The organism is Mesorhizobium sp. B2-1-3 (genome assembly GCF_006442495.1).
Classification (GTDB): domain Bacteria; phylum Pseudomonadota; class Alphaproteobacteria; order Rhizobiales; family Rhizobiaceae; genus Mesorhizobium.
On record NZ_VFWL01000003.1, the window covers coordinates 46,786 to 58,695 of the forward strand.

The 11,910-nt window shown below is 60.4% G+C and carries 13 protein-coding genes and 1 pseudogene; 11 read left to right on the plus strand and 3 right to left on the minus strand.

Annotation, left to right across the window (positions count from 1 at the left end):
- Positions 1-41: 41 nt before the first annotated feature.
- Entirely contained in the window at positions 42-506 is a 465-nt protein-coding gene (locus tag FJ973_RS31715; RefSeq protein ID WP_210239480.1) for a metalloregulator ArsR/SmtB family transcription factor, read from the minus strand.
- A gap of 161 nt (positions 507-667) precedes the next feature.
- On the opposite strand from FJ973_RS31715, the gene FJ973_RS07280 reads away from it, so the two are divergent.
- The 6 genes and pseudogenes from FJ973_RS07280 (at position 668) to FJ973_RS07305 (ending at position 5,559) form a co-directional block, all read left to right on the plus strand.
- Positions 668-1,177, plus strand: a complete 510-nt coding sequence (locus tag FJ973_RS07280) for a hypothetical protein (RefSeq protein ID WP_140522779.1) — start codon at positions 668-670, stop codon at positions 1,175-1,177.
- 10 nt (positions 1,178-1,187) lie between these two features.
- Positions 1,188-1,727 (plus strand): hypothetical protein, encoded by a 540-nt coding sequence (locus FJ973_RS07285; protein ID WP_140522781.1) that lies wholly within the window; start codon positions 1,188-1,190, stop codon positions 1,725-1,727.
- Between the two features lie 172 nt (positions 1,728-1,899).
- Positions 1,900-2,331 (plus strand): annotated as a pseudogene (locus tag FJ973_RS31240) (ion channel).
- 198 nt (positions 2,332-2,529) lie between these two features.
- Complete coding sequence (locus tag FJ973_RS07295) at positions 2,530-3,498, plus strand: GAF domain-containing protein (protein WP_140522783.1); 969 nt, start codon at positions 2,530-2,532, stop codon at positions 3,496-3,498.
- Between the two features lie 142 nt (positions 3,499-3,640).
- Positions 3,641-5,158 (plus strand): aldehyde dehydrogenase, encoded by a 1,518-nt coding sequence (gene adh / locus FJ973_RS07300; protein ID WP_140522785.1) that lies wholly within the window; start codon positions 3,641-3,643, stop codon positions 5,156-5,158.
- Positions 5,159-5,199: 41 nt separating this feature from the next.
- Positions 5,200-5,559 carry a DUF779 domain-containing protein gene (locus FJ973_RS07305; RefSeq protein ID WP_140522787.1) on the plus strand — a complete coding sequence of 120 codons (360 nt, stop codon included), beginning with the start codon at positions 5,200-5,202 and terminating at the stop codon, positions 5,557-5,559.
- Between the two features lie 46 nt (positions 5,560-5,605).
- Here the strand turns inward: FJ973_RS07305 and hemN are convergent, their stop codons facing one another.
- Complete coding sequence (hemN, locus tag FJ973_RS07310; RefSeq protein WP_140522789.1) at positions 5,606-6,955, minus strand: oxygen-independent coproporphyrinogen III oxidase; 1,350 nt, start codon at positions 6,953-6,955, stop codon at positions 5,606-5,608.
- 160 nt (positions 6,956-7,115) lie between these two features.
- Between hemN and FJ973_RS07315 the strand changes: the two genes are divergently transcribed.
- Positions 7,116-7,844, plus strand: coding sequence for a Crp/Fnr family transcriptional regulator (locus tag FJ973_RS07315; protein ID WP_140522791.1), 729 nt, complete (start codon positions 7,116-7,118; stop codon positions 7,842-7,844).
- 2 nt (positions 7,845-7,846) lie between these two features.
- On the opposite strand, the gene FJ973_RS07320 is transcribed toward FJ973_RS07315, so the two are convergent.
- Positions 7,847-8,383, minus strand: a complete 537-nt coding sequence (locus tag FJ973_RS07320) for a hemerythrin domain-containing protein (RefSeq protein WP_224680308.1) — start codon at positions 8,381-8,383, stop codon at positions 7,847-7,849.
- Positions 8,384-8,488: 105 nt separating this feature from the next.
- Here FJ973_RS07320 and ccoN point away from each other — a divergent pair, with 105 nt between their 5' ends.
- From ccoN to ccoP, 4 genes are read left to right on the plus strand one after another with little or no spacing between them, the layout of a single operon-like run.
- On the plus strand, positions 8,489-10,099 hold the full coding sequence (gene ccoN / locus FJ973_RS07325; protein ID WP_140522793.1) for a cytochrome-c oxidase, cbb3-type subunit I: 1,611 nt from the start codon (positions 8,489-8,491) through the stop codon (positions 10,097-10,099).
- An 11-nt stretch (positions 10,100-10,110) separates the two neighbouring features.
- Positions 10,111-10,842, plus strand: a complete 732-nt coding sequence (ccoO, locus tag FJ973_RS07330; RefSeq protein WP_140522795.1) for a cytochrome-c oxidase, cbb3-type subunit II — start codon at positions 10,111-10,113, stop codon at positions 10,840-10,842.
- 11 nt (positions 10,843-10,853) lie between these two features.
- Positions 10,854-11,003, plus strand: a complete 150-nt coding sequence (locus FJ973_RS07335) for a cbb3-type cytochrome c oxidase subunit 3 (RefSeq protein WP_140522798.1) — start codon at positions 10,854-10,856, stop codon at positions 11,001-11,003.
- A 2-nt stretch (positions 11,004-11,005) separates the two neighbouring features.
- Positions 11,006-11,869: a cytochrome-c oxidase, cbb3-type subunit III gene (gene ccoP / locus FJ973_RS07340; RefSeq protein ID WP_140522800.1), complete on the plus strand. Its 864-nt coding sequence runs from the start codon at positions 11,006-11,008 to the stop codon at positions 11,867-11,869.
- Positions 11,870-11,910: the final 41 nt, after the last annotated feature.

An 11,910-nucleotide genomic window follows, 5' to 3' on the forward strand; every position in this document is an offset into this window, starting at 1 on the left:
TTCACAGCCGCGCCGGCCCTATTCAGGATTGACAGCGGCAATCAGGCAGTCCTTTCCTTGACCTTGTTGGTTCTGGGCCTTGCGCGTTTCGGCGGCGCGGATGCCGTCGCCTTGGCCTTTGCAGCCAAGCTCTTCGCGGCTGAGGCCTTTGCCACCGGGATTTTGGCGACTTGCTGATCCTTGGCGCCGGGCGCCTTTGCCTTCCTGGCCAGTGCCTTGCTCTCGCGGCGGATCGGCCGGCCTACCGGGCAGATCTCCTGCACAAAGCCGGTTAACGTCGAGGCCAGCGTGTTAGGCGCCTGGCGGTAATAGACGAACTTGCCGCGCTTTTCGCTCAACACCAGGCCGGCATGCTCAAGCAATTGCAAATGCTGCGAGATCGACGGCTTCGACATGTCGAAGCGCCCGGCGATGTCACCCGCGCTTAGTTCGTGATGCGCAACATAGGCAAGGATCTTGCGGCGTACCGGCGAGGACAGCGCCTCAAAGATGAGTTGGATGGACATACGACAATGCTACACGACAGCAAGTCGATTAGGCAATCAATTAATTGTTGACGCATTGACGATAAGCTGATTACCTAAATGACGAAACGAATTCGATCGGGGCTACAGGGGCGGGAGACAAGGCTGACCGCCGATGGCGGACGGCAAAGAAGGATGGCGAGATGCGCCCGGCCCTGAAAACCTTGCTCAAGATCGCCTTTGACATAGTCGCCACGATCGCCTTCTTCTACCTGGCCATGCTCACGGTGCCTTACGCGGTCGGCTTTCCTGTCGCCGGGCTGATGCGTCTCTTCTCATTAGGTGCTGGGTTTGTGGCGAACACCTGGATCGGCCACCAGTCCTTCCTGACGGATGCCCTGCTCGACACTTTGGGCATCACGTATCTGATGTTGGTCTTCGCCGTCGGCATTGAGATCGTGCGCCGGCTGGTCGGGTCCCGATCGATCTGGCTCTATGTCGTCGGCGCCTTCGTCACGATGGCGGTCTATATCGGCCCCGCATCCACAGCACCCCGTCCGGCTAGTGCCTTCGCGCTGGCACTACCGCTGATGATGGCCGCTGGATACGGTGCCGGCTACTGGCTGGTGACCATCCGTCTGCGCGCCGCTGTCATCCAGTTCGCCAGGCGCCTGATCTGCGGCCCCGACGCCAAACCCTGCGTGTTCTCCTGAGGATATCAAAATGTCTGCTTTGCGCCTTACATCTCTTTTGCGTTTTTCAACTCTGGGGTTCTTTACGCTGTCGGCATTAGCGTTGCTCGCCATCGCCACCGGCAGCGCTATGGCGGCGCCGGCGAAGGATCTCTACAAGCTCTGCCGCCAAGTGAAGAACGACGACGAGGTCCTCCCCTATTCGCACGCGCTTTACGCCGGCACGGTCAGGGCGTTCAAAAAGCTGTTTCCAGATGCCAAGATCGTGCCGGAGGAACCGGAACTCGAAACCCAGGTTCACTATCGCTGCATGAATGGCAAGCTGCTGGCCTGCTTCGTGGGCGCCAATCTGCCCTGCACCAAGATGAACGCCTCACGCGACAATCCTGGCGCTGACGAATTCTGCAAGGCGAACCCGAATGAAGACTTCGTGCCGGCCGCGGCGAGCGGCCACGATACCGTCTATTCCTACAAATGCCAGGACGGCAAAGCTGTGGTCACGGGTGATACTTGGGCACTCGACGAGCGCGGCTTCGCCAAGAAGCTTTGGGCCGAGGTAATTCAACATTGAGTTTGGTTTTGGCGCCTCAACGCTCTTCACCTCACTTGGGCCGAGACAAAGGGGCGGCAATTCCAGAGCATCAGTCAGGGCGGCTTCGGGAGGGGCAACGACACTGCATGCCCGTTACAGATTTGATCTCGCACGACGTCTGGTCGTGAGCTCGAATGGTAGAGACTCGCCTGTGGCTCTCAATCTCCTTATCGGTACCATCGTGATCAGCCTGACGGTACTGATTCATATCTTTGGCCTCATCGAGGTCACACACCCGGTGGGGGGTGCCTTGTGTCCCGTTTTCGCATGCACGGGCGCCGCAGCCGCATCGTCGCGATGACGCGTGGTGATGGGTCTCTTTGCCGTCATGACGGCAAAGATCTGGCTTTGGGCGGGGTTGTACCGGATGCTCAACATCTTCGCCGACTTTGAAACTGCATTGTACTTTTTCCACCATCACCTTCTCGACTGTTGGCTACGGCGACATAGTGCCTGCCCTTGCGTGGCGTGTCCTGGCGGCACTCGAATGCGTTAACGGGTTCTTGCTCATCGGCTGGTCGACCGCCTGTCTCATCGCAGCCGGCACCGCATCGGACCGTCCAAGGCGGGCGAGCATTTCTGACCAGTTGGTGCTCAGGTTTGCTCCCGATCAATACTGTACGGGCATTCTGTTGGTACGCTCTTACGATCGGGTCAGCCATGATTTGGCCGACGATCAGCAGGAGGGAGAGATCTGCCTTTCTGCTTCTTTGGACGAATTGACTATGACCTGATCGAACCGCAGACCGGGAGGAAAGACATCAGAGTTGGGAGGATAAGCATGGGAGAAGATCTATTCGGTCATCATGCCGACCGCATCCAGGCGGCGATTGCGTCGGACGCTGCGGCGAAATCCGCCCTGGTTGCCTCCTGGCGACGGTCTTCCAATTTGCATCGACTCGAACCAGCCGATTGCAGGCCTCCACATTATCTGACGGAGGCCGAACTGGGACAGGCCCGGCAACGAATCGAACCTCTCATTTGCGCTGCCCAAGCGAGTCTCGACCGTCTCTATCTCGCAGTAGGCGGCGTGGGATGCTGTGTCCTGCTCGCCGATCGCGACGGCGTGCCTGTCGAACGGCGCGGCGCGCTCGTGGACGACGAGACGTTTTATTCCTGGGGTTTGTGGACTGGCTCCGTCTGGAATGAGGAAAGGCAGGGCACCAACGGGATCGGCACCTGTCTGGTTGAGCGACGCCCGCTGACAATTCACCGCGACCAGCATTTCCATACGCGCAATACGCTGCTCAGTTGCACCACCGCTCCGATCCACGATCATGAGGGGAATCTTGTAGCCGTGCTTGACGTGTCGTCCTGCCGGGCTGATCTGACCGAAGCCTTTGTCAATCTCATCTCGATGGCTGTGGTCGACGCGGTGCACCGGATCGAGATTGAGAACTTCAAGATGGCATTCCCGAAGGCGCGAATTCTGCTGGCGCCGGTGACCAACAAAGGCTCTGGCGCGCTGATCGCCGTTGACGCGGACGATCTCGTGGTCGGCGCGACCCGTTCGGCCCGCCTGGCGCTTGGCATCACACAGCAGTGTTTCGACAAACCAATGCCTGCCGCCGATCTGCTCGGCTGGGCTGAGATCGGCCCTAAAGTTCTCGCTGAGGCAGAGCGTGGAGCCCTCCAGCGTGCGCTCGCGCGCGCTGACGGGAACGTCTCAGCCGCAGCTCAGGCGCTTGGGATCAGCCGGGCGACGCTTCACCGCAAGCTCAACCGTCTGGATGTCCGCCGGTCACACTGACGCCCAAGCTCTCATAACTGTCGCAATTCTGCGACACATCCTACCCGACCAGCGTGACCGGCGCGGTGACAAGCACCGCCGAAAATCGCAAGTGTCTTTCGAAGCGTCGCATCCCGCGACGTCAGCTTTGGGAGGAAGACGCATGAACAAGGTTGAATTCTCACGCTCGGTCAAGGCGCCCTTCGACAAGCGCTATGGCAATTTCATCGGTGGCAAACGGGCCGAGCCCCGCTCTGGCCGCTATTTCGAGAACTTCTCGCCGGTGAATGGCCAGCTGCTATGCGAGGTAGCGCGCTCGGACGGCCAGGACATCGAGGCGGCCCTGGACGCCGCCCATGCCGCCAAGGACGCCTGGGCGCGCACCAGCGTGGCCGAGCGCTCCCTTATCCTCAACCGCATCGCCGATCGCATGGAGGAAAACCTCGATCTCCTCGCATGCGCCGAAACGTGGGACAACGGCAAGCCGATCCGCGAAACGACCGCGGCCGACCTGCCTTTGGCCATCGACCATTTCCGCTATTTCGCCGGCGCGGTGCGTGGCCAGGAAGGCAGCCTTTCGCAGATCGACGACGACACTGTCGCCTATCATTTCCATGAGCCGCTCGGCGTGGTCGGCCAGATCATCCCGTGGAACTTCCCGTTGCTGATGGCATGCTGGAAACTTGCTCCCGCGTTGGCGGCCGGCAATTGCGTCGTCCTGAAACCTGCCGAGCAGACCCCGGCTGCCATCCTGCTCTGGGCCGATCTCATCGGCGATCTTTTGCCGCCGGGTGTGCTCAACATCGTCAACGGCTTTGGCCTCGAGGCCGGCAAGCCGCTGGCTTCGTCGCCGCGCATTGCCAAGATCGCCTTTACCGGCGAGACAACGACGGGCCGGCTGATCATGCAGTATGCCAGCCAAAACCTGATCCCGGTGACGCTCGAGCTCGGCGGCAAGTCACCCAACATTTTCTTCAAGGATGTCGTCGCCGAAGACGACGATTTCTTCGACAAGGCGGTCGAAGGCTTCGTCATGTTCGCGCTGAACCAGGGCGAGGTGTGCACCTGCCCGAGCCGCGCGCTCATCCAGGAATCGATCTACGACAGGTTCATGGAACGCGCCCTCAAGCGCGTCGAGGCGATCGTGCAGGGTGATCCGCTCGATCCGGCAACGATGATCGGCGCCCAGGCTTCGTCCGAGCAGATGGAAAAGATCCTGTCCTATATCGATATCGGCCGCCAGGAAGGAGCCGAGTTGCTGACCGGTGGAGCGCGCAGTCTTCTGCCCGGCGATCTGGCCGGCGGCTACTACGTCCAGCCTACGGTGTTCAAGGGTCACAACAAGATGCGCATCTTCCAGGAGGAGATTTTTGGGCCGGTGGTATCGGTCACGACCTTCAAGGACGACGACGAAGCGCTCAGCATAGCCAACGATACGCTCTACGGCCTCGGTGCCGGTGTCTGGACACGCGACGCCAACCGTGCCTATCGCTTCGGCCGCGCGATCCAGGCTGGCCGCGTCTGGACCAACTGCTACCATGCCTATCCCGCGCATGCGGCCTTCGGCGGGTATAAGCAGTCCGGCATCGGCCGAGAGACCCACAAGATGATGCTCGACCACTACCAGCAGACGAAGAATATGCTGGTCAGCTACAGCCCGAAGAAGCTTGGCTTCTTCTGATCGGCTCAAGGGCGCGGCTCCGCAGGGGACCGCGCCCCAAGCTGGATCGAAAACCTAATGCATACCAGGTCACGGCAACGCCGGCAGCGCTTGAACTGATCGCGGAGATCGTTGCCGAGCACGGTCCAGTGCTGTTCCATCAATCCGGCGGCTGCTGCGACGGCTCTTCGCCGATGTGCTATCCGCTGGACGAATTGATCGTCGGCGATCGCGATGTCTTGCTCGGCCATATCGGTGATGCGCCGTTCTACATCGGCGCATCGCAATTCGAGGCCTGGAAGCATAACGATCTCATTATCGACGTGGTGCCAAGCCGAGGCGGCATGTTCTCGCTGGACAACGGAAGGGAGAAGCGGTTCCTGACGCGGTCGACGATCTGCGCTGTCCAGATCGGGATGTAGGCCTTTCCATACGATTTGGGCGAGCATTTCTGACCGCAGCCGATGTTCAGACCGCCACGGAATGCCTCGCCTTGCCGGTTTCGAAATACTTGTCGAACTTCGCCGCGACGCTTCTGACAAAGGGGCGGCTTTCCAACGGCACGACGAAGCGGTCACCGTCAAGTTCAAGCAACCGGGCAGGGTCAAGAAGGGCGGTGGAACTCGCTCTGCCGAGAAGCCTTTGGCCAGCTTCGCCAAAGCGCTCGACCAGGTCGATCGCTGAAAAGCCGGAATCGCACATCAGCCGCTCGATGATCCACCCGCGAGCGCGGTCGTCGTCGGACAAAGCAATTCCGCGGACCGCAGCCAACCCACCGTCATCCACCATGCGGCCATACTCGGCGGTCGAAGGCATGTTCTGTACATAGCCTTGCCGGAATTGGCTGATGGATGACGGGCCGAGGCCGATCAAGGTTTCGCAGCGATCCTCGGTGTAGCCCTGAAAGTTACGACGCAACATCCCCGCGTGCGCAGCAAGCGCCAGCGCATCGCCCGGTTTGGCGAAATGGTCGAGCCCGATTGCTTCGTATCCCTGGTCGAGTATGGCGCGAGCTGCCAGTTGCGATTGAGCGAACCGCTCCTCCGGGCCTGGCAACCAGGCCTCGTCGATCATTGTCTGATGTTTCTTGAACCATGGCACATGGGCATAGCCAAAAAGGGCGATCCGATCGGGTTCGAGCGTCAGCGCCTGCATGACAGTGGACAAGACACTCTCCCTGGTCTGGTGCGGCAAGCCGTAAAGCAGGTCCAGGTTGACCGACTCGACGCCGCGTGACCGAACGCCGTCGACGACTGTCTTGGTCTGCAAGAAGGTCTGTTCGCGATTGATGGCCTTCTGCACCTTCGGATCGAAATCCTGGACCCCGAGGCTCGCCCTCGTCATGCCGATTTCGGCAAGTGCGTCGAGGCGGGCTTCGTCCATATCGTTGGGTTCGATTTCGACGCTGATCTTGGCGCCGGGAAGAAATGAGAAGCAGTTGCGCAGAACGGCTCCCAGCGCGACCATGTCCTGTGGTTTGAGCATCGTCGGTGAGCCGCCACCGAAATGGACGGCACGTACCCGGCCCTTGCCTCCGGCGAGACTTGAGACGGTGGCGATCTCCGCATGCAGTGATCTCAGATATTTGGTGACCGGTTCGTAATGGCGTGTCTGCTTGGTGTGGCACGCACAGAACCAGCAAAGCTTGTCGCAATAAGGGATGTGCAGATAGAGCGAGATCTCGTCGCCCTTGTTGAGCGCCTTCAGCCAGTCGCGACAAACGGCGGCATCGACGCCCGGATGAAAATGCGGCGCCGTCGGGTAGCTCGTATAACGCGGCACGTTTTCACCAAGCCTGGCAATTAATTCTGGCCGCATCTCGATATCTGCTCCGATGTGTATTGCACGATCCTGCTCACATCGGACAATGGCAGCCTTGATCTCGGTCAATGATATCTCGCCGCGGACAAACTGCCGCAACGGATTTCTCGGGCCGATACTATATCCTGCCAGTACTTTGGGTTCGCGGACGACCACGATGACAGTGCGTCAGGATGTACATAGCGCCGGCATTCCCGTGCTTTGCCAGTCATGCGAAGCGCGGCATCATGGCGTTTGCGGCGCGCTCGATCCGGACCAACTGGTGGGCCTCGCCAAGACCTCATCGAAGCATACCGTTGAAGCGGGCGTGGAATTGATCGGTGATGCCGAGGCCATCGACAGTTACGCGAATGTGCTTTCCGGCGTGGTCAAGCTGACGAAGAGCCTTTCGGACGGACGCCAGCAGATTGTCGGGCTTCAATTTGCTCCCGATTTTCTGGGCCGGCCCTTCAAGGTGGAAAGCGCGATCAACGCCGAAGCCGCAACCGCGGTCTCCCTGTGCTCGTTTCCAAGGGCCGTCATCGAACGGATGATGAAGCAATCGCCGGGACTGGAGCATCGTCTCTTCAAGCAGACGCTGAACGAACTCGATGATGCCCGCGACTGGATGGTGATGCTGGGCCGCAAGAGTGCTTCGGAAAAGGTGGCGAGCTTCCTTCTCATGATCGCCAAGAACATCGACCCCACGCTTGATCCGACCGCCCAGTCGACACGTTTCGACCTGCCTTTGACCCGCGCCGACATCGCCGATTTCCTCGGCCTGACGATCGAGACTGTCAGCCGTCAGCTGAGCCGGCTGCGATCAGATGGCGTGATCCGCATCGAGAACAATCGGCATGTTAGTGTCGATAGCTTGAATCGGCTGCAGAGCCGCTCCGGCGCCTAGGCTCAATCGACAAACCCGATCATCGGCAGGACATGCTCGCGCTCGAAGGCGATATGCCGGCGCAGGCTTTCGAAGAAACCGCGCAGCATGAACCCAACCGCCTCGGCGTTGTCGATCGTCTTGCCGTGGCCGATCGCCAGCAACATTTCGGTCACCTCACCGGCAAAGCACTCGTCCTCGATATGCTCGGCGCTCAATCGCCTTGCTGAACCAAGGTCGGCATCACTGCTGGCCAACGCGGCCTCGTAGGCGGGAAAGATGACCGTCTCTTCGTATCGATGACTGTCGCGCAACAGCGGAACGATTGCGTTGGCTACGCTCAGGCACGCCAACGTGTCGACCTTGGGCAACGTGTCCGCGATCCTTTCCAAGACGTCGCAGAGCTGCAGTTTTTCTAGGTGTGCACGTTTCATCACCGCAGCAAACGCTGTCGGTATCGAATTTTTGCCGGCTGCATGCGGCGGAAATGGTCCCCCTGCTGTCTGCGAGTTCAACGGCAATCTCCTGATCGTTCGCAGGACCAAGCCTGCCCACTCCAAATGCAAATGACTTTGACATGGATCAAGGCGGCGACGTGCCGGCTGCGGAATTGGTGTTGCCGCGGATTGGCGCCCGCGCAGGGAATCCGAGGTCGGGGATATGTCATGAAGTTCGGCACACAAATCTTCGCGTTGAGCCTTTTTACATTCGCGGCTTTGGTGGCCGCCGGCTTCGGCGTGGACCAGCCATTCCGGCAGCACATGTGGGTGCTGTTCTTCGTGCTGCTCGGTTTTGTCGCCATCCTCATTCGCAACTCAAGCTTCGAAGTGACCGCACCGATCGACCCTTCCGCCTACATGGACGGTCCGATCCGCTACGGGGCCATCGCCACAATGTTCTGGGGCGTGGTTGGCATGCTGGTCGGCGTGGTTATCGCGCTGCAGCTGGCCTACCCCGATCTCAACATTCAGCCTTGGTTCAATTTCGGCCGCTTGCGGCCGCTGCACACTTCCGGGGTCGTCTTCGCCTTCGGCGGTAATGCGCTGCTGTGCACCTCATTGTACGTCGTGCAACGCACTTGCCGCGCCCGCCTGTTTGGCGGCGATCTCGCATGGTTCGTCTTTTGGGGCTACCAGCTTTTCATCGTAATGGCCGCGACAGGCTACTTGCTCGGCATCACCGAGAGCCGCGAATACGCCGAACCCGAATGGTACGTGGACATCTGGCTGACTATCGTCTGGGTCGCTTACCTCATCCTGTTCCTTGGCACGATCCTGAAGCGTAAGGAACCGCACATCTACGTCGCCAACTGGTTCTACCTGTCCTTCATCGTGACCATCGCGATGCTGCATGTGGTCAACAACCTTTCGATGCCGGCCTCTTTGCTCGGTTCCAAGAGTTACTCCGCCTTTTCGGGGGTCCAGGATGCGCTGACGCAATGGTGGTACGGCCACAACGCGGTCGGCTTCTTTCTCACCGCCGGCTTCCTCGGCATGATGTATTATTTCGTGCCCAAGCAGGCGAACCGGCCAGTCTATTCCTACCGGCTTTCGATCATCCATTTCTGGGCGATCATCTTTCTCTACATCTGGGCCGGGCCGCATCACCTGCACTACACCGCCCTGCCCGACTGGGCGCAGACGCTCGGCATGGTGTTCTCGATCATGCTGTGGATGCCGTCCTGGGGCGGCATGATCAATGGTCTGATGACGCTGTCCGGCGCCTGGGACAAGCTGCGCACCGACCCGATCATCCGTATGATGGTGATGGCCATCGCCTTCTACGGCATGTCGACCTTCGAAGGCCCGATGATGTCGATCAAGGCGGTCAACTCGCTATCGCATTATACCGACTGGACCATTGGTCACGTGCACTCCGGTGCGCTCGGCTGGGTCGGCATGATCTCGTTCGGCGCGATCTACTACATGGTGCCGAAGCTCTGGAACCGTAACCGGCTCTATTCACTGCGGCTGGTTACCTGGCACTTCTGGCTGGCGACCCTGGGGATCGTCGTCTACGCCGCGGTCATGTGGGTGTCCGGCATCATGCAGGGCCTGATGTGGCGCGAATACGACGAGCAGGGCTTCCTGGTCTACTCCTTCGCCGAAACGGTCGCAGCCATGCACCCCTACTACGTCATGCGCGCCATCGGTGGCGCCATGTACCTCTCGGGCGCCCTGGTCATGGCCTGGAACATCGCCATGACCATCCTCGGCCACCAGCGCGAGGAGCAACCGATGCCTGGCTCCGTTCCCGCCCTTCAGCCTGCCGAATAAGGAGCCAGAACATGGGCTTGATGGATAGACATGCACTAATCGAGAAGAACGCCACGCTTCTTCTTGTGGGCTCCCTTCTTGTTGTGACAATCGGCGGCATCGTTGAAATCGCACCGCTCTTCTATCTCGACAACACGATCGAGAAGGTGGAAGGCATGCGCCCCTACTCGCCGCTCGAACTTGTCGGGCGCAACATCTATGTGCGCGAAGGCTGCTACCTCTGCCACAGCCAGATGATCAGGCCGTTCCGCGACGAAGTCGAGCGCTACGGCCACTACAGCCTGGCTGCGGAGTCGATGTACGACCACCCCTTCCAGTGGGGATCCAAACGCACCGGGCCGGATCTCGCCCGCGTCGGTGACCGCTATTCGAATGCCTGGCACGTCGCGCACCTTGCCGACCCCCGCTCGGTCGTCCCGGAATCGGTCATGCCGAGCTATGCCTTCCTGAAGGACGCGCAGATCGAGGTGAAGAACTTCTCGACGCACCTGGTTGCGAACGCGCGCGTTGGTGTCCCTTACTCGGACGACATGATCGCCAACGCCAATGCCGATTTGAAGGCGCAGGCCGACCCGAATGCCGACACGTCCGGCCTCGAGAAGCGCTATCCCAAAGCCAAGGTCGGTGACCTCGACGGCAATCCGCAGGAGGTGACCGAAATGGATGCCCTGGTTGCCTATCTCCAGATGCTCGGGACCTTGGTCGACTTCAAGAACTACGACGAAGCCGCCGGCTACCGTTGAGGAGTTTATCCATGGATTACAATTTGATGCGGGAGTTTGCTGACAGCTGGGGTCTGGTCGCCATGGCACTCTTCTTTGTCGGAGCAATTGTCTTTGCCCTGCGCCCTGGCAGCCGCAAGCTGGCCGACGAAGCTGCCCGGATTCCCCTTGAGGACGAGTGATCATGAGCGACGAGCACATCGATGAAATCTCTGGCGTCTCAACCACCGGTCACGAATGGGACGGCATCAGGGAGCTGAACAACCCGCTTCCGCGCTGGTGGGTCACAACGTTCTACGTCACCATCGTGTGGGCGATCGGCTACACCATCGCCTATCCGGCATGGCCGCTGCTGCACTCGGCGACAACGGGTGTTCTCGGCTATTCGAGCCGCAATGACGTCAAGAACGAGCTGGCGGCGGCGGAAGCAGCGAAGGGCAAGTACGTCGCGGCGGTGGAGTCGAAAAGCATCTCCGAAATCGCCGCGGACGATGTCTTGCGGGAATTCGCGGTCGCGGCCGGCGGCGCCGCATTCAAGGTTAACTGCACGCAGTGCCACGGCTCCGGCGCCCAGGGTTCCAAGGGCTTTCCCAACCTCAACGACGACGACTGGCTGTGGGGCGGCAAGGCCGAGCAGATCCAGCAGACGATCACGCACGGCATCCGCTTCGCTTCAGATCCGGACACGCGCCTGTCGGAAATGCCGGCCTTCGGCGACATCATCACCGCCGACCAGATCTCCCAGGTCAGCGCCTACGTCGCCAGCCTGTCCGGCAAGGTCCGCGATGCAACTCTTATTCAACTCGGCGCCAAGGTCTTCGCCGAAAACTGCGTCGCTTGTCACGGCGACAATGCGAAAGGCAACAGGGAGCTCGGCGCGCCCGACCTGACCGACGCGATCTGGCTCTACGGGTCGGGCGAAACGGCAATCGCCGACCAGGTTCGCGCACCGAAGCAGGGCGTGATGCCAGCGTGGGGCGCGCGTCTCGGCGAGACCAAGGTCAAGGAGTTGGCGGTCTACATCCATTCGCTCGGCGGCGGGGAATAGGTCGGGGGCCCTCTTTCCTGCCCTTCGCCGCCTGAGCGACG